Source organism: Novosphingobium sp. SG751A (genome assembly GCF_013149295.1).
Classification (GTDB): domain Bacteria; phylum Pseudomonadota; class Alphaproteobacteria; order Sphingomonadales; family Sphingomonadaceae; genus Novosphingobium.
The window spans coordinates 59,782-77,933 of the sequence record NZ_JABGCB010000004.1; the positions used below are offsets into that span (position 1 = coordinate 59,782).

Sequence of the window (18,152 nt, forward strand, 5' to 3'; positions counted from 1 at the left end):
GGGCAAGCAAAACCCGGATTAAAGGTCAAAGGCGCGTCGATACGCCGCCAGGCGCGCCGCGAATAGCTGGCGCGAGACCCATGCCTTGGGCATGACCTTGTCAAAACCGTGGAAGGCGCCGGGCAGGACCAGCAATTGTGTGGGCACGCCCTCGGCCGTCAGGCGCTGCGCATAGGCGATGTCTTCGCGGGCGAACAGGTCGATGGAGCCGGTGCCGATGAAGGCCGGCGGCAGGCCCGCGAGGCTGACGGCGCGGGCTGGAACCGCGCGCGAGGGAACTCCAGTCCCACCCGCTGCCTGCCCCAGAAACGCGCGCCAGCCATAGCGGTTGGCATCCGCATCCCAGCCGATGCACCCCAGACCCGGCGCCGGTTGCCATGTCGAGCCGGTGCGATCATCCAGCATCGGATAGATCAGGCATTGAAACGCCAATGGCACCTGCCCTCGGTTGCGCGCGGTTTGGGCCAGCAGCGCGGCATGCCCGCCACCGGCACTTTCGCCCGCCACGGCAATCCGCGCCCGGTCCACGCCCAGCGCAGCGGCCTGTGTATGCAGCCAGAGCAGGCCCGCGTAATTCTGTTCCATGGAAACCCGCCATGTCGCCTCGGGAGCGAGCGAATATTCCACCGAGGCGATGATGCAGTCGAGTTCTTGCGCCAGTTCGATCAGGCCGGGCATTTCCAGCAGGGCCGATCCGGTGATGAAGCCGCCGCCATGGGTGTGCAGTATGGCTGGACGCGGGGCGGCGCCTGCGCGCTCGTTCAGCACATAGACTTTAACCTCGCCCATTCCGCCGCCCACGGGCACTATCGCGGTGCGGATCGGCACGGCGGGGCGTTCGGGCGGGCTGGCAGTCGCAATGGCACCGCGCAGCATCGGCAATTTGGCGACGCCCATCGGATAGAAACCGCTGGTCATGGCGATGATCTGTCGGGCCGCATCGCGCAGTTCCGGATCGACAAAAGGCAGGCCCGTGATCGCGCCCGCTTCGTTTGCCCGCAACGGTCCGCCAGGCAGCAGCGTTGCCATCGCGCAGCTCATCCAGCGCAGGGCGGTGCGACGGTCGCCAGTGAAAATGCTCTTGCCCATGTCAGTCATCCTTGGAATGCACAAACGTTTGCTTTACGACAGCCGACAATCACAATGCAGGGGGAGATTGTATCATGTCTTTTCTAAAACTCGTCGCCGTATCGACCTTATCCTTGACCGCTGCGGCCGGGGCGGTCGAACCATCGCCGCCCGCGCCGCAACTGGAGTTCGTGTTTGAAGCCGAGGTCCTGCTGGCGCCCCGTGTCGAGGTGGGCCAAACCGCCTTTGGCCAGCGCGGCTATATTCCCATCATTGGCGGACAGTTTTCCGGCCCGGCGATCAAGGGCAAGGTCGTTCCCGGCGGCTGGGACTGGCAATTGCAGAGCGCAGCGGGGTGCAGCAATCTGCATGCCGACTATTTCCTGCAAACCGAGGATGGCGTGATGTTTAATGTGGTCAACCATGGTCAATTCTGTCCTGAAAAGGGCCAGCCCTTCACGCCCGCTTTCACCTCACCCCGGTTCGAGGCGCCGATGGGGCGCTATGGTTGGCTCAATCATGGGGCATGGATCAGCCGACTGGAAGGCGGCAAGGATCCGGCCCATCCTTCGGTGGTGATCCGCTTCTATCGCGCGCGTTGAACCGGGTCAGCTGCAGGTGAACTTTTCCGCCTTTTCCGGGTCGCCATGGCCGCGATAGCGGGCGATTTTGGGAAAGGCGCAAAGCGGTCTTTCGCGCCCCGGAAAGGGGGATGCGGGGCCTGCGCGCGCGATCAGCCTTTCGGGCGCCTGCTTTTGCTCCACCCATGCGACCATCGCGTCAAACGCCTGATACTGATCGGTGGCCGGGCCGCCGGTGCAATGGTTCATGCCCGGCACGGCAAAGAAACGCGTGCCGCGCCGGGCTGCATCACCGTTGTGGGCCAGCATGGCGCGATACCAGTCCAGCGTGTCGGCGATGGAGAACACCGGGTCCGAACCGCCGTGCAGCACCATCAGCCGCCCGCCATGGTCCAGAAAACCCTCCAAATAGGTTGAGCGGGCGGAAATATCCTCCCAACCCGATGCGGCAAAGTCGCCGTCCCGCGCCAGAATGCGCTGCTCGACCTTGTCCATATCGAGGCCCATCTGAAACGCCAGGCCGCTTTCCGCGCCGGGCGCAACAGCTTGCGGCGGAACCGAAAATACCGAGGCGAGCGATCCGGCCCCCAGCAGCATGTTGAGCGAGGGAGCCCGCCCATCGGCCGTCCCCAATTGCCACATGCGCCAGTCGGCCGCGCCCCATCCGGCATCCCATGGGAAACCGGCGTAAAGCGCATGTCCCTTGCTGTCGCGCGGGCCATCGTTCACGCGTTGCAACGAGGTGATTTGGGCGCTGGTCAGGCAGGCGTCCGTCTTGTCGCCCTTGCAGCGGATAGCGTTGAATGCGGGCAAAACGCGGGCCGAGGTGCATTGGCCCACGGCCAAAATCATGCCATCGGCCAGACCGTCCAGCTTGTCGCAGGCGTGCAGCATCGCCTGCCGCGCGAGGGCGAAATCGGCATCGGAAAAGCCATGCGCGATATTGAGTGGGGTAAGCGGGCTGTGCCCGTTCGCGGCGGAAAGCGCAAAGCTCTTGGTGTTCCACGCCTCGCCAATCGCGGCGCGGGGCAGGGACAGGCCCGGCGCCGTCACCACCACGCCGTCGAACAGGGTGGGATACCGCTGGACCAGCGCCAGCCCTTCCTGCCCTCCCTTTGAGCAGCCGACGAAATAGCTGTGCTGCGGGGTCTTGCCATAATGGGCGGCAATGACTTTTCTGGCCGCCGTCACCGATTTTTGCAGCGAGGCATGGCCGTAATTGGCCCGGGCCAGCGGATCGAAGCCAAAGGCCAGCGTGCCGCCGCGTTTGGCGTCGAAATTGGCGGTATTGTCATGGCCTGAATCTTGCGAAAGCACCGCATAGCCGCGCGCCAGTGCCGGCGGCGCGACGCCCATTGCGCCAATGGCATCGCCCAAGTCTCCATCGCTGCCGCCGCCGCCCTGAAAGAAGAAGCGGCCATTCCAATCATCGGGCAGGCGCAGATGGAAACGGATCGCGTAATTCTGTCCGTCGCGGCCAGTGCGCTGTTCGGTATGACCGATCACCTCGCAATGAGCGGGCAGGGTTGGGGCGGGCGGCGTATTCACTCCCACAGGCATGGCAGCAAGCGGAGCGGGGCCTGCTATATTGCTGCGAGCACTTTCGATCACCAGATCGGGCAGGTCGGCATGGGTCAGATCCGCGCAGCCGGTGCTTGCCTTTGCGGCGTGACTGTTAAGCGCTGATCCGGCAAAGATTAGGGTGGCGAGCAGGGCGGGGGAGCGGAGGTGGTTGCGCATAGGCGGATCATACCATGCGCAAACCTTTGCGCAAGTAGGGTCTTGCTTCTCGGTTCAAAAGCCTGAGGCGCCTGTCCGGCTGATGACGACCGTTCCACTTGGCCGGGCATTGGCCATGTCCGATTTCCTATCTCTGACCGACGCGAGCGCTTGTATTTGTATACACGGCCTAAGTTTGTGTTCGCCGTGTGAGATATTCCCATGGGTAAATGTTCGAAGATTGGAATTATTGTGCGCAAAATATATAGGAAATCGATTTCCTGCATACATTGACGCGATTCCGATTTGACAGCGCTGTAAACCTGAAATACCTCGTCGCCATAGAAGCGCTGAACTGCATGCGTTGGTCGGGTGATTGCCCTTGATTGCATACATAAAGCAGGCGGCGGGGATGAGAGACTTCTGAAAGAGCAGCCGATGCTGTCCGGCCATGTGTCGGCATCGCGGAATGCCTTTTCAAAACATTGAAAACATAAAATAATTGGGAGACGGACTATGAAAACCAGATTCGCCGTGTCGATTTCGCTTGCTGCCCTGATGCTGGGCGCGGTCGGAACGGCCGCTCATGCCGCCGCCGCGCCCGCCAAAGGTGATCAGAACGCTGGCGTCGTCGATATTGTGGTGACTGCGCAAAAGCGCAGCGAACGCCTTCAGGACGTGCCCGTCGCGGTCAGCTCGGTCAGCGGTGAAGTGCTCAAGGCCGCCAATCTGAGCAACATTACTGACATCCGCTTCCTTGCTCCCAGCGTCCAGTTTGCCGAATCGAACAGTGTGCGCGGCGAGGGTTTCGCCATTCGCGGCGTGGGCACTTTCGCCTTTGCCGATGGCACCGAACAGAGCGTGAGCGTGGTGGTCGATGGCGTGGTGCTGGGTCGGCCCGGGATGGGCACAGGCGATCTGGCCGATATCGCGCAGGTCGATATTCTGCGCGGTCCCCAGGGCATGCTGTTCGGCAAGGGCGGTTCGGCGGGTGTAGTGTCGATCACCACCAAGAACCCGGTACAGAAATTCGAGGCCAGCGCCCGCGCCTCCTATGGCACCGACAATGAAACCAAGCTGGAGGCGATGGTCAACCTGCCGGTCAATGACAAGCTGGCATGGCGTGTGAACGGCTATTTCAACCACCGCGACGGTTTCATCCAGAACGTGTATACCGGCAAGACGCTGGGTGGTCAGTCCGAGGGCGGTTTCCGCACCAAGTTGCTGTACAAGCCCAGCGATGATCTCTCGGTCCTGCTGGCGCTGGATTGGGGACAGCACAATTCGGATTGCTGCCAATCGGTGATCGTGGGCACGGCGGGCGCCTCGCCGACGAACTATGTCGTCTCGCGCATGAACGCCTATAACATCGTGCCCAGCCTCGACAACCGCAAGACCAATGTGGGCGGGCCGGTCTACCTTAACATGGTGCAATGGGGCGGTTCGGCCGAAATCAACAAATCGATCGGCGATTACACGCTGACCTCGATCACGGCCTTTCGCCGCTGGATCATCCATGACAACACCGACACCGGCTTTACCGACACGCCTTTCTTCCCGATCAACGGCGCGGATGAAGCCCAGCAGCAGTTGACGCAGGAATTGCGCTTTGCTTCGCCCAAGCGCGGGCTGGTCGATTATGTGGTGGGCCTTTATTACTTCAACCAGAACCTGAAGGCGGCCTATCCGCAGCAGGGCCAGCTTGGCCTGCCCGCATCGAGCGCGATTTACAGCCGCAAGGCCCAGCCCGATATCCAGACGCTCAACTATGCGCTGTTTGGTCAGGGCAACATCAATCTGGCCAGCAATTGGAAAGTGATCGTGGGCGGGCGCTATACCCACGACGATCTGACCATGATCAACTATAACCGCACGCTGGTCAGCCCTACCGACAATCCTTTCCCCGGCGCGGCGCCGCTGGCGTTTGACCAGACCAATTATCCCAGCAACCGCAAGGCCGACAATTTCAGCTATAAGCTGGGCATGGAATACAAGATCACGCCCGATGTAATGGTCTATGCCACCTATTCGCGCGGATATAAGGGGCCGGGCATCGGTCTGGTCAGCGGCTATGCGCTAGGCCAGCCCCTGTTCTCGAACCCGGAAATTCCCACCAATTACGAAGTCGGCCTGAAAACAGCATGGTTTGATCGCAAACTGGTGTTCAACATCGATGCGTTCCACACCGATATTCAGGATTTCCAGACTCAGGTGGCCACGCCCTTTATCTTCAACGGCACCAATCTGGCCATTCTCCAGATCGCCAATGCGGGCAAAGTGCGCACGCAGGGTGTGGAAATGGACTTCACCGCCCGGCCGACCCAACGCCTGACCATCGGCGGCAACATGGCCTTTATCGACGCCATCTTTGCCTATTTCCCCAATGGTACCTGCAACTATTCCGCCCAGCCCGGATGTTTTGTCAGCACCACCATTCCGGGCACCTCGACCACCGTTCCGGCCACCAGCTTCATGAACAACACCGGGCGCACCTTGCCCAACAGCCCGAAGTTCACCTTCTCGGTCAATGCCAGCTATGATGTGCCCGTCACCGCCACGATGACCGGCTTCATCAAGGCCAATTACAACTATCGCAGCTCGGTCAATTTCAGCGCCAACGGCGATCCGCTGACCGCCCAGCGCGCCTATGGCATTGCCGGGGGCCAGATCGGCGTGCGCGACGCCGATGGGCGGTGGAGCGCGGCGGTCTTTGCCCGCAACCTGTTCAACACCGGCTTTGTCACCGCGATCAGCAACAATGGCAGCTATCAGACCGCATGGCTCACCTCGCAAGCGATGCGCACGGTGGGGTTGGTTGTGGACGCCAAATTCTGATCTGCAATCATGCTTTGCCCTCCGGACCCCGGTCAGGAGGGCAAAGCGCATCGGCGGACCCGCTATGTCGGCGCCAAAACACGCCCGACCATGTGCTCGATTGCGCGATCGATCCACTTGGCTTCCAGCGGATCGGCGCCGGTCATCGCCCCGATCAGGTCGGGATTGCCGAAAGTGATAAGGGCCGAACCGATCATGCTGAAATAAGCGATCTCGGGATCTGCATCCCCCAGCGCGCCCGCGCCGGCCAGAGCCTGAAACAAGGGGCGTAGCCTTTCCCACACCGGTTTCCCGATGGTGTTGACCACCCATTCATGCCTTTCGGACAGGACGGAAAACTCCTGCAGCATTAGCCGTGTCAGGCGCGGATTATTGGCATAGCTGCGCAGATAGCCGGGCAACACCTGCCGCGCCGCCTGGCGCGGATCAGCAAGCATTTCGGGCGTGAGATGGGCGGCCAGATAGGCTTCCCCCTCGCGGGCAAAGGCTTCGATTACCTGTTGCCACAGGGTCAGCTTGGACGGGAAGTAATAGGCCAGATGACCCTGTTCGATCCCGGCCCGCGCGGCGATGGCCCGCGTGCTCGCCCCGGCAAAGCCAAGGTCGGAAAAGACGCTCAGCGCCGCCTCCAGCACGAGGCGGCGGTTTTCCGCTCCGTCGTAGCGGGTGTTGGTGGCTTTGGGGCGAGGCATGGGGAAGGTCATGCCGTGGCCGCCGTTACAGCGCAAGAGGGGGCAAGTTTGTCGATTGACAAATATCTTTGTCATATGACAAACAAAGGCAGGCCCAAAGGGCGACACTCGGGAGAATGCCATGACCTCGCCAACCTATCCGCTCAACGTCGATCAACCCTATCCGCGCAACCAATGGTGGGTCGCGGCCTATAGCGCTGAAGTCGGGCGCGACTTGCTGGCCCGCGATATTCTGGGCGAGCGGGTGCTGTTTTATCGCACCGAGCGGGGCGACGCCGTGGCCCTGTCGGGCATTTGCCCGCACCGGGCCTTTCCGCTGGAAAAGGGGCGGCTGGTGGGCGACCATGTGCAATGCGGCTATCACGGTTTTACCTATGGCGTGGATGGTGGCTGCGTGCTGGTGCCCAGCCAGAGCGGCGTGCCGCAGAAATCATCGCTGCGGTGCTATCCGGTGGTCGAACGGGGTGATCTGGTGTGGATCTGGACCGGGCAGGCTGATCTGGCCGATCCGGCGCTGCTTCCCGATCTGGGCGCGGTAGGGCTGGGGCGTACGGACTGGGTCTGTGAACAGCATCCGGTGTGCGAAGTGGCTGCGCGCTACACTCTGCTGATCGAAAACCTGCTCGATCTCAGCCATGTCACCTTCATCCATGCCACGACGATTCCCGGCGGAGAGAAGGTTGCGCAAATCCCGGTTGCCGTGATCGAGGCCGACCATAGCCTGACCGTTCAGCGCAAGGGCGAGAACCTGCCTCTCAACCCCCTGCTCAAGATGCAATTTCCCGATCAGGAGGGACCGGTGCATCAGCATTTCGACGCCGAATATCTGGGCCCGGCGATGATCCGCACCGGCGGCGCGGTGCATGACGCGGCCAGCGGGCGGCTGCTGGGCATCAACAATTTCCTCCATATGATCACCCCGGCCGGCCCCACGACCCTGCGCTATTTCGTCATCACCACGCGCAGTTTCGGGCTGGACAATCTTGCGCTGGGCCAGATCAATCTGGGCATGGGCACCCGCATCCAGCCCGAGGACAGTGCCGCCATCGAAGCCATCGAGCAGGTGTTCCAATCCGGCGTGACCTTGCCCATGGAAATCAGCGCGCGGGTGGACAATGGCGCGCTTAAAGTCCGCCGCCGTCTGGAGGCGCAAATCCGTTCGGAACAGGCGGCGTGAGGAGATAGGTAATATTACTTAGCACCTTTCGTTGTCGCTGCATTCATAGCCCTATGGGTATATAAAGCGCTTGCTCCCCACGAGGCATGGCCATGAGGCATGGCAATTGCCGGCAAGACAAGGAGGCGCAAGCGATGAAAAAACTCATTGGCATGGCGACTGCAGCCCTGTTCCTTCTTAATGCATCAACATTATGGGCCGGAGCGCCTCTCAAGGGCGTCGATGTCAAACTCGGCAAGGCGGGCGAGATGCGTTGCGGCGCACATGCGGGCGCGGCAACGCAAGGAGCGGGCATGCCGTCCATGGATATGAAGGGGCAGCCTATGGCCAAATGTGCTTCGCCTCAGCCGACGGCGAGCCCGACAATCGATGCGGCGGATGAGGCAAGACGGGCGACCAAAACCCGCTCAAACATTCAAAACAACTGATTGTCGCGCCTGCTCCGCATGGTTCATTGCCTTTCGGCGTCCATCATGCGCTGCAAGGCGCGGCGACCCAGAACGGCCGTGCCGTCGCTTTTGAGCATCAGTTCCGGCGGCAATTCATCCAGGGTCGAAATGATCTTCTCGATCTCTACTGTGGCGAAAATATCCTCTTCGATCACCGGTTTCAGATAGGATTCGGCCTCATCCAAAGCTTTCGGATCGGGCGAGGCCATGCTGAAGAAGTAATTGGTTGTGGTTCGCCCGGCCGGGGTCACCGCATGCCACACCCGGTTCGACCGCAGCAATTCACCGGCGCGCATGGCTCTCGGCCACCAGCACATCGGCGATGCCTGCGTGAAAGCCGGGGAAATGGAAATCCATGCCTGATACCCGGTCGATCGGCCCTTCGAAATCCGTCTGCCAATCCACGACCGCCGGGCGCAGCGTGTTGCGCATGATACGGCGGCTGCGGATGAAGCGATCATTGGCCTCACGGGTTTCGGGGGTGGCGGCATCATCGGGCGTGCCGATCGAACTGTGGTGCAGATAGCCCAGATGCGAAAGGTCGAGCAGATTGTCGTTGAGCAATTGATAGCGCCCCTCGACACGATGGTAAAACAGCGCGCGGGCATGATAGCCGGGCAGGGAGTAGCCTATGTCGCCCATATCGGGGATCAGGCTTTCATCGGCCAGCGCCGGATCGCCCGGCCATATCCATGCCCAAAGCCCGCGTTCGACCAACGGATAGGCTTTGATGGTATAGACGCCGGGGATCCTTTCCTGACTGGGCACAAAGGTGCAGGCGCCCGCCGCGTCAAAGGTGATGCCGTGATAGGCGCATTGGATGGCATCGCCCACGCGCTTGCTGGCGCCCAACGGGAAATGGCGGTGGGGGCAGCGGCCCTGCACCGCAACCGCCGTCCCATCCGCCTTGCGGTAGAGGACGACAGGCTGGTTGAGAATCCAGCGACTGAGCAGTTCCTCGCCCACTTCATGGCAGAAGGCGGCGACATACCAGCCGTTTTTTGGGGCATAGCTTCCGTCGGTGAAGGGATACATGGGGCGTTCCTGTGGGAATAAAGGCAACGTGGGGAAGGCTCAGCCGGGGCGATAGCCGGTCTGGGCGACCTTGGAGAAAGGCCAACCGGCCACGGTGCCGCGAATGGGCATCTGCACATGCCTTTCCACGGTTGGCCTTGCCGATCCGCCGCCCGGTTCACCCCAAAGGATGGTGAGCTGGGTGCCGACCGCCGCATGGGCTTCGTCTACCACAGCCAGATTGACCCATGCGGCATCGGGCGCGAGAAAGGCGCAATAGGTTGAAATGCCCACCGGATCGCCCGAAGCATTGAACACAGCGTCATAGGGATAGGCGGCATAATGGGCGGTCGGTATCTCCATCGCTTTGCCATTGTGGCCAAGGCTCATCTGGCTGCGATAGAGCGCCGTTGCGTCATCGGGGTTCAGCACGATGGACACTTTCTTGCGCTGGGGCGTGTCGGCCAGTTTTTCCAGTGCCTCGCGGCCGATGAAGTCGTGGTCGAAGCGGATCAGGCGTCCGTAATCCAATTCCCACGGTGTGAAATAATAGTCCTCTATCCGCTCCGAGACGAAACTGCCGCCCAGCGAGGCGATGCCGTCGAAGCATTGCGCTGGCAGCCATTCGCGATAGGCCCGCATGGCCTCGCTCGAATAGATCGCGGGCATGGGGCAGGGCAGCCAGCCTGAATCGACCGCCGCGCTGCCGTAGGCCCGCGCGCCCACCTGTTTCAGGTTGAAGGAAGCGCCCGCCTCCAGAATGGCCTGTTTGACCTCGTCATAATGTTCGACCGGGCCCCAGAATTCCAGCCCCGGCGCCCCGCCCATGCCGTGTCGCAGCGAGCGATAGGACCGCCCCGCGACACTGACCTGTCCCATCTGGAAAAAGCGCGGCTGGTCGATGGGCCCGCCGTTCAGCTTTTCCAGCAGGCTCCATGCATCCGGGCCCTGTATCTCGAAGCGGAAAGTCTTGCGCGCCCGCGGGTTCTGAACGCTGCGCTCATCGCGATCACAGCGCACGTCATACTGACCCAGCGAGGCCTGATATTCGATCCAGTTCGCCACCGTGGGGCGGCCAATGATATTCACCAATTGATCGCCCAGCCCCATGATGATCATATCGCCGATCAAATGACCATCGGGGCCGCAGGCAATGAACTGCTTGGCCTTGTTGTCGCCAAAACCCTTGAAACTGTTCACGGCAAGGCTGGAGACAAAGGGAATGACATCGGGGCCTTCGACATAAAGATCGGTCATGTGAAAGGATTGATCCATCAGCGCGACGCCCTCGCGCCATGCGTACTGTTCTTCGCGCCAGTTTGAAAATTCGGCTGGGATGGGGAAAACATAGGGCCCGGTCTGCGCATGGCGCATCATGGCCAGGGCCCCGCCCGCCGCGTCGATCTTGCTTTGAAGTGAACCTGTCACAAGAGCATCCTCCGATAGTATGGGGTGCAGCCTATGCCGGAGGCGCGCGTGCTGTCTTTGCGCGGCACGACAACCACAGGGCCCAAAACGACAAACCGCATCTTTCCCAAGCGGGCTTGTGCATCGGTCCGATCCTGCCCATTCTCGCGCATACACGTGCGAAGACACGGCGAGAGGAGCAAGGCCATGATCGAAGCGGGAACCGTCCATGAAGGCGGCTGCCTTTGCGGCGCCATACGTTACCATCTGCAAGGCCCCAGCCTGTTCGAGCAGCAATGCTGTTGCAGGGATTGTCAGAAGGCGACCGGCACCGGCCACACCACCATCATCGGCATCCATCAGAGCCAGTTGACCATCACCGGCACGCCGACCACCTATACCAGCCATGGCGAGAGCGGCGGCAGCGTGACGCGCCATTTTTGCGGCATTTGCGGCGGGCGCATTTTCACTTCCGGCTCGCTGCCGGGTGAAATGATCATGGTGCAGTCAGGCTCGCTCGACGATCCCGATCAGGTCAGCCCGCAGGCGGTGATCTATACCAAGCAGGCGGTGAAATGGGACCATTTCGACCCGGCCCTGCCGCGCTATGCCGATTATGCGCCCATGTCCGAGGCCACGCTAAATGCGATGACGGGCGTGTTGTCGGGTGATTAAGCCGCTTGTGCGCGTTTGGCGCGAGGCATAGGCTTTCGGGTGCAAGAGACAGGAACCTGTCCGGCATAAGGTATGGGAGAGAAGCCTTGGTTCAATCAAGCTTCTATGAATTTGATACACAGTCCGTCCCCCTGCCGCAGCGCCAGTCGCGCTGGTCGCAACTGGGCAGTGATACCTTGTCCGACCTGATCGTCACCCCGCGCGATCAACGATCCTTTCATGCCCGGATGCGGCGCGTGGAAATCGGCGACATGGGCATGGTTCTTATCGATTCGACCCCGGCGCTGGCCACCAGCGCGTCGGGCAGAGCGGGGGCCTGGACGGCGCCCGACCGCGACGCCTTTGTGATGACCATCGCCGACCGAGGTCACAGCCGGATTGCCCAATCGAACTGGCACGTGGATCTGGCCGAGGGAGACATCGTGTTCCGCGATCTGACCCGGCCGTGGAGCAGCCGGTCGGATGAGAATATGGGGCTGATCCTCGTCAAGATCCCCTATTCCTGCGCCGCGCGCAAAATGGACAATCCCGAAGCGCTGATCGGCCGCCATCTGACCGGAGGAAAGGCGGCTGTGGGGCTGGCGGTGTCGGTGGTCCGGGCATGCCGCAATGCGCTGCTGAGCGAGCCGGATGGCGATTGGCACAGAGGCGCCGCCGATTTGCTGGGGGATATGGTCAGCCTCGTCTGCAATGTCGGGCAGGGCGCGATGCCTGAGCAGGGCGAGACCCTCCTGAGCCCTGCGAGGCGTTCCATCCGGCGCGACGCGATCACTTTCGTGATGCGCAATCTGGCCGATCCCGACCTGTCCGTCCATGCCGTCGCGGATCGGATCGGGGTCAGCATGCGCCAGTTGCAAAGGGCCTTTCTGCTGGAAGGCATCAGCCCGCGCCAGTTTATCGTCAACGCCCGGCTGGACGAGGCGGCAAGGAAGATCGCGCTGTCGAGCGACCGTGAATCGGCCCGCATCATCGATATCGCGCTCGATGTGGGCTTTAACGATGTCAGCCATTTCAGCCGTACTTTTCGCCGCCGTTTCGGCTGTTCGCCCAGCCAGTTTCGCGGACAGTAAGGCGGCTTGAAACGCGGGCCTGCGTGCCTGACAATCGCGTCGCATTTGTTCAGATGCGGGTCGCGCCAAGCCAAGAGGCAGGTCGATATAGCCATTAGACTGATCTCACAAAATGAGGGTGCGGCTTTGTAAACCGCGCCACGCAAAGTGGGATGAGGAAAATGATGGCAAGATTCTGTCAAGCTGCCTCGCTGTTTGCTCTGGCGCTGGCGCTGGCGCTGGCGCTGGCCTGCCCGCCTGCCGCTCTGGCCGCAGAGGGGGCTCCGGCCAAGGAGACCGACAAGCCCGCCGCCCCGGAAATTATCGTGACGGCCCAGTTCAGGGCGCAGCGCCTGCAGGACACGCCCATCGCCATTTCCGCCATGGGGCGCGACCTGCTGGAAAAGCGCAGCGCCACCGACATTGTTTCGGCCGCCGCCGGCGCGCCCAATGTAAATCTGTCCAAGGGACAGGGCGGCTTTGGCCAGTTTGCCAGCGTCTTCATCCGCGGCGTGGGTCAGTCCGATATCCATTTTGCGGTGGAACCGGGCGTGGGCATGTATGTCGATGATGTCTATTACGGGGTGATGTCCGTGGCGGTGTTCCAGCTTCTTGACACCGATCGCGTGGAAATTGCGCGAGGGCCCCAAGGCACGCTTTCGGGCAAGAACTCGATTGGCGGCTCGGTAAAGCTCTATTCGCGCAAACCTTCGTTTCAGCCCGATGCCTATGTCGAAGTCACAGCGGGCGGGCGCAATTTGCTGAGCGGGCGGGCGGCGGCCAATGTCACCATTATTCCCGACAAGCTGGCCATGCGTTTTTCCGTGTCAGGCCGCCGCCGCGATGGTTTCATGCAGCGGCTGGATTATGGCTGCGCAACGGGCAGCGGCACCACTTTGCGCACGGGCGCCAATTGCGTGCTGGGCACGCAGGGCGGCGAATCGGTCTGGTCGGCCCGGGCCAGTCTGCTCTGGACGCCGGGGCCGGGCATCGAGAATGTGCTTTCCATCGATACAACGCAGGACCAATCGGAAAATCCGGCGCAGAAAACGGTGTTTCAAAGCCCGGCATGGGCAGGCTCTGCCAATTACATCACGCCATGGGGCAGCTATAGCAATTACGAGACCTATCAGAGCCGCCCGACCGGCACCTCGCCTGCTCCGGCCTATCCGATGTCGCCCAATTCCACCCTCGATGCCAAAGGCGTCAGCAACAATCTGAACATCGACCTTGGCGGCAATATTCGGCTCACTTCGATCACCGCCTATCGTTATTCCTCCACCAGTCTCTCGGCCCAGATCGACCAGACACCGGCCAGCATCTCTGACCAGAGCTGGCACCTCCTGCACCGTCAGTTCACGCAGGAAGTTCGTCTTTCCGGCGCGCTTGGCACTTGGGCTGACTGGACCGTGGGGGGCTATTATTACAAGGCCACGGGCGTTTCAGAAGGTCGGGTGACGATTTCGGGCGGAGTGGCGCCGGGCGGCGGCGGCATCAATCTGGATACGGTCTTTCACGATCCGGTGCGAACCCGCTCGATCTCCGGCTTTGTGCATGGCGTGATCCATGCAACCGGGCGTCTCAATCTGACCCTTGGCGGGCGCTATACCGATGATCGCAAGGATTTCACCTTCAACCGCTTTGACCCCTACGGCAATATCATCCCCAGTCTGGCCTCGCTGGTCAATCTGACCCGGACGTTTCAGGGCACCCGTTTTGATTACCGCATCAATGCCGATTATCGCCTGAATAATGCTGTGATGGCCTATGCGCAGATATCGACCGGCTATAAGGGCGGCGGCATCAATCCGCGCCCCTTCGTCGCTTCGCAGGCGCTGCCCTTTGCCCCCGAAACGCTCACCACCTATGAAGCGGGGCTGAAGAACACGCTGTTTGACCGCCATCTCCTGCTCAACCTGGCCGGCTATATCAGCAAGCTCAAAAACCTTCAGGGCACCTTGCGCAGTTGCGATGCGATTTCGCCTGCGCCCGGTTTTCCCTGCAATCAAACGGCCAATATCGGCGATGCCACGATCAAGGGCGTCGAAGCGGAAGCCACGCTGCGCGGTCCGGGCGGTTTTTCGGCCGATGCCTCGCTGGGCTACACCGGCTTTGCCTATGACCATGTCGTGGCCACCAGCGGGGTGGTCGTGGGCATGCGGTCGGTATTCAACCCCGAATTTACCGCATCGCTGGGCGCGCAATATGCCTATGACACGGGCAAGGGCATGATCACGCCCCGGATCGACATCAGGCACCGATCCAGCATCTATACCGACGCGACCAATACGCCGCTGGGCCATTTGCCAGCGTTGCAACTGGTCAATGCCCGCCTGACTTGGGACAGTCCGCAAAGCGACTGGCAGGCTTCCTTGGCCGTGACCAATCTGTTCAACACATTCTATGCCGAAGCTACCTCGCTCAATACCGTGGTGCCCTATTTTGCCGGTTCATACATTCTGGCTCAGCCGCGCCAATGGCAGGTCAGCCTGCGCCGCAAGTTCTGAAACCGGGAAGTCGTTGAAAAGGCGCCGGGCGATCCATTGGAGAGGGGCCCGCCCGGCGCAGTCAGGGGTCGGAATAATTTCCTGTGCCGTCCAAGGAGCAGGAAAGCTATTCCTCTCCCTGGGGCATGTTTTTGCACCCAGCCTCGGTTGCGGGACGGGTCGGATCGGTAGAGGTCTGTCCGGCGCACCAGGGGAATCTGACCTTGCTGAGCGGTCCGTCCTTGATGGAATCCAGCACCTTTTGCAGGCTTGCCTTGCGCGCGGCGGCCTCACCCTTGGGCGCGGGGATCGGGATTTCGCTGCCCGCCATATCGTCCAGCGCGACAAAGCGGCCGTCGCCATAGAGTTTGTAATGAGCGTCAAAGACATAGCGCGCCGGATCGAACACCCATTGCGGGGCGTAATGCTGGAAAATCCAGTCGCGCGCCGATCTCTTCTCACCCTTGGCCACGGCCCATTGGCTGACGCCGTCGATGCCGGTGGGGGCCTGCACGCCGCTGGCTTCGGCGATGGTGGGCATGATGTCGGCAAAATCGAACAGGCCATCACGCGTAGCTCCGACGGGCAGTTTGCCCGGCGCACGTATGATCATCGGCACATGGGTGCCCGACAGGGTGGGCGTGCCCTTGCCCCCGCGCACAGCAAAGCCTGCGCGGGTCGAGGTGATCTGGCGGTTGGTGCCATTGTCGCCCGAAAAGATCACCACGGTGTTCTCATCCAGCCCCTCGGCCTTGAGGCGATCCATCAACCGGCCCACCAGCTTGTCCATATAGGTGACCATGGCGGCAAAGCGGGTCTTCGCGCCTTCGGCGGTCATGCTGTCGGGGGTGGGGACAAAGGGATTATGCACCAGTACCATCGGGTAATAGAGGAAGAAGGGCTGGTCCTTGTGACGGCTGATGAAATCCAGCGCATATTGGCTGTCGAAATCAGGGCCGAAGCCTTCCTCGCTGATCTTGGTCCGGCCATTGCCGACGCGGGTTGGGCCCCAATAGCGCGAACCCTTGGCGTCGAGCGCATTCAACTGCCAGAGATAGCTTTCGTCAAACCCGGCCTGCTGCGGCGTGATGCCCACGCGCCCGTCAAAGCCATTGCCCATCAATTGCCATTTGCCGACGATGCCGGTGGCATAGCCAGAGTCTTTCATCATATTGGCAAAGGTGAACTGGCCCGGCGCCAGATAGCCGAAGGCATCGTAATTGCGGTGGCTTTCCATGCCTGTCATCAGGCGAACCCGCGAAGGGCTGCACAGCGGGGTGGCATGGGCCTGGGTAAAGCGAACGCCTTCCTTGGCAAGGCGGTCGATGTTGGGCGTGTAATATTCGCCGCCATAGGCGTTGAAGGCTTCGATCCCGATGTCATCGGCCAGAATGAAGATGACATTGGGCGTCCCGGCCCGGCGCGCGACCGGGGCAGGCGGGGAGGCCGCCGGACCATGGCTATATTCCGGTGCGGGGCCGCTCTGCGCCATGGCGCCCGCGGGCAGGAGCATGGCAGCGATGACCGCCAGAGCGACATTTTTTCGCAGTTTCATGACATCTCTCCGTCAATCCTGCCACATGCCGGGCACATTGGTATGGCCGCGCGCGGCAGACTGGGCCTTGGCCTGCGCCGCGATCGGGTCTTCGGGCGTGCGGCGATAGGGGGCGAAACGCGCGGCGGCCTGCTGCATCCGCGCCTGCATCGCGCGAGCCACATCCGGGTGCAGCGAGGCCACACTATATTGCTCTGTGGGATCGCGCATGTCGTAGAGCTGGGGATAGCCGCGCCCGTCAAGCGGTATCAGGAAGTTCATATAGAAATCGGCGCGGACATATTTCCAGCGCCGGGTGCGGATGCCCACGACATTCTCGTCCTGAAACAACAGCAATTCCTCATGCGGCGAGGCTGCGCCGTGCATCAGCACCGCGCTGATGTCGCGCCCGTCGATCTCCACCCCCGGCGGCAGCGGCAGGCCCGCCAGCGCGCAGGCCGTGGGCAGCACGTCAATGCCCATGGCCATCGCATTGCTGCGCCGACCGGCGGGGATATGGCCGGGCCAGCGCGCCACAAAAGGCACGCGATAGGCCCCGTCATAGGCCCCGCCGCCCTTGCGCTGACGCAGGCCACCGGTCGACCCTTCAAACCACGGCCCATTGTCCGAGGTGAAGATCACCAGCGTGTCGCGCTCCAGCCCCAGCCGGGCCAGCGTGGCGTTCAACCGGCCCACGATGCTGTCGATCTCGATGATCGTATCGCCATAGGCGCCCGCCGCCGTTGATTTCCCGCCAAAACCGGGCGCGGGGAAATTGGGCAGATGGGGCGAGGAGAGCGCTAGTTCGAGGAAGAAGGGGCGATGCGCGTTTTCCTCGATAAAGCCTTGCGCGCGGGCATAGAATTTCTGCTGGAGGCGGGGGAAATCGACCTCCTCGTCGCGCATCGCCTCGCCGGCCTTGCGTTCATAGAGGCGCAGCGGGTTGATGTCATGGCTGTATGGAATGCCGTAAAACAGGTCGAAGCCGTAATTGGTCGGATCCCACCCATCGCCCTTGTGGCCCAGATGCCATTTGCCGATCAGCGCGCTTTTATACGCCGGTTTCAATGCATGGGCGATGGTGCGCTCGGTCTTGGGCAATTGATGGGTGTCGGCCTCCAGCAGCACGCGCGAGAGCGTGGTGCGCACCGGATAGCGCCCGGTCAGGATCCCTGCGCGCGAGGGTGTGCAGACATTGGCCGGGGCGTAATAGTCGGTCAGCGTGATGCCTTGGGCCGCCATGCGGTCGAGGTTGGGCGTGGGCACCCGCCGCCCGCCCGTGGGGCCGACATCGCCATAGCCCAGATCATCGCACAGGATCATGATGATGTTGGGCGGGCGGGTTCCGGCCCCTCGCGCTACCCCCCCAAGCGCCAGACCCCCAAGTGTCAGACTGGCCGCCAGCAGGCCCGTTTCGGCCAGCAGCTTTCGCCGGTTGATATGTGTCATGTCATGCCCTCTTTCGG

The 18,152-nt window shown here is 61.8% G+C and carries 15 protein-coding genes; 7 read left to right on the forward strand and 8 right to left on the reverse strand.

Features of this window, described 5'->3' with window-relative positions; translation table 11 throughout:
* Nucleotides 1–18: 18 nt before the first annotated feature.
* Entirely contained in the window at nt 19–1,089 is a 1,071-nt protein-coding gene (locus FHW96_RS06405; RefSeq protein WP_172339723.1) for an alpha/beta hydrolase, read from the reverse strand.
* A 74-nt stretch (nt 1,090–1,163) separates the two neighbouring features.
* Between FHW96_RS06405 and FHW96_RS06410 the strand changes: the two genes are divergently transcribed.
* Entirely contained in the window at nt 1,164–1,670 is a 507-nt protein-coding gene (locus tag FHW96_RS06410) for a DUF3237 domain-containing protein (RefSeq protein WP_172339724.1), read from the forward strand.
* 6 nt (nt 1,671–1,676) lie between these two features.
* Here FHW96_RS06410 and FHW96_RS06415 read toward each other — a convergent pair whose 3' ends face one another.
* Nucleotides 1,677–3,389 carry a tannase/feruloyl esterase family alpha/beta hydrolase gene (locus FHW96_RS06415; RefSeq protein ID WP_172339725.1) on the reverse strand — a complete coding sequence of 571 codons (1,713 nt, stop codon included), beginning with the start codon at nt 3,387–3,389 and terminating at the stop codon, nt 1,677–1,679.
* Nucleotides 3,390–3,884: 495 nt separating this feature from the next.
* On the opposite strand from FHW96_RS06415, the gene FHW96_RS06420 reads away from it, so the two are divergent.
* Nucleotides 3,885–6,203, forward strand: a complete 2,319-nt coding sequence (locus tag FHW96_RS06420) for a TonB-dependent receptor (protein ID WP_172339726.1) — start codon at nt 3,885–3,887, stop codon at nt 6,201–6,203.
* Nucleotides 6,204–6,265: 62 nt separating this feature from the next.
* Here the strand turns inward: FHW96_RS06420 and FHW96_RS06425 are convergent, their stop codons facing one another.
* The gene (locus FHW96_RS06425; protein ID WP_172339727.1) at nt 6,266–6,895 is read right to left on the reverse strand and encodes a TetR/AcrR family transcriptional regulator; all 630 of its coding nucleotides are present in this window, start codon (nt 6,893–6,895) and stop codon (nt 6,266–6,268) included.
* Nucleotides 6,896–7,016: 121 nt separating this feature from the next.
* On the opposite strand from FHW96_RS06425, the gene FHW96_RS06430 reads away from it, so the two are divergent.
* A complete protein-coding gene (locus FHW96_RS06430; RefSeq protein WP_172339728.1) occupies nt 7,017–8,072 on the forward strand; it encodes an aromatic ring-hydroxylating dioxygenase subunit alpha in 1,056 nt (351 codons plus the stop codon).
* Between the two features lie 134 nt (nt 8,073–8,206).
* Nucleotides 8,207–8,500, forward strand: coding sequence for a hypothetical protein (locus FHW96_RS06435; RefSeq protein ID WP_172339729.1), 294 nt, complete (start codon nt 8,207–8,209; stop codon nt 8,498–8,500).
* A gap of 23 nt (nt 8,501–8,523) precedes the next feature.
* Here the strand turns inward: FHW96_RS06435 and FHW96_RS26150 are convergent, their stop codons facing one another.
* Genes FHW96_RS26150 through FHW96_RS06445 form a run of 3 tightly spaced genes read right to left on the reverse strand, consistent with a single transcriptional unit; the run spans nt 8,524 to nt 10,963 of the window.
* Nucleotides 8,524–8,817, reverse strand: a complete 294-nt coding sequence (locus FHW96_RS26150; RefSeq protein ID WP_253950786.1) for a hypothetical protein — start codon at nt 8,815–8,817, stop codon at nt 8,524–8,526.
* On the reverse strand, nt 8,804–9,556 hold the full coding sequence (locus FHW96_RS06440; protein ID WP_253950787.1) for a Rieske 2Fe-2S domain-containing protein: 753 nt from the start codon (nt 9,554–9,556) through the stop codon (nt 8,804–8,806). Before FHW96_RS06440 ends, FHW96_RS26150 begins: the two co-directional genes overlap by 14 nt.
* Nucleotides 9,557–9,595: 39 nt before the next feature.
* Nucleotides 9,596–10,963: an aminomethyl transferase family protein gene (locus FHW96_RS06445; protein ID WP_216650802.1), complete on the reverse strand. Its 1,368-nt coding sequence runs from the start codon at nt 10,961–10,963 to the stop codon at nt 9,596–9,598.
* A 186-nt stretch (nt 10,964–11,149) separates the two neighbouring features.
* Here FHW96_RS06445 and FHW96_RS06450 point away from each other — a divergent pair, with 186 nt between their 5' ends.
* The 3 genes from FHW96_RS06450 (at nt 11,150) to FHW96_RS06460 (ending at nt 15,173) form a co-directional block, all read left to right on the forward strand.
* Nucleotides 11,150–11,617, forward strand: coding sequence for a GFA family protein (locus tag FHW96_RS06450; protein WP_172339730.1), 468 nt, complete (start codon nt 11,150–11,152; stop codon nt 11,615–11,617).
* Between the two features lie 86 nt (nt 11,618–11,703).
* On the forward strand, nt 11,704–12,687 hold the full coding sequence (locus FHW96_RS06455; protein ID WP_172339731.1) for a helix-turn-helix domain-containing protein: 984 nt from the start codon (nt 11,704–11,706) through the stop codon (nt 12,685–12,687).
* Between the two features lie 161 nt (nt 12,688–12,848).
* Nucleotides 12,849–15,173, forward strand: a complete 2,325-nt coding sequence (locus FHW96_RS06460) for a TonB-dependent receptor (RefSeq protein WP_172339732.1) — start codon at nt 12,849–12,851, stop codon at nt 15,171–15,173.
* Between the two features lie 106 nt (nt 15,174–15,279).
* Here the strand turns inward: FHW96_RS06460 and FHW96_RS06465 are convergent, their stop codons facing one another.
* The gene (locus FHW96_RS06465) at nt 15,280–16,707 is read right to left on the reverse strand and encodes a sulfatase-like hydrolase/transferase (protein WP_172339733.1); all 1,428 of its coding nucleotides are present in this window, start codon (nt 16,705–16,707) and stop codon (nt 15,280–15,282) included.
* 12 nt (nt 16,708–16,719) lie between these two features.
* A complete protein-coding gene (locus FHW96_RS06470) occupies nt 16,720–18,135 on the reverse strand; it encodes a sulfatase-like hydrolase/transferase (protein ID WP_172339734.1) in 1,416 nt (471 codons plus the stop codon).
* Nucleotides 18,136–18,152 lie beyond the last annotated feature (17 nt).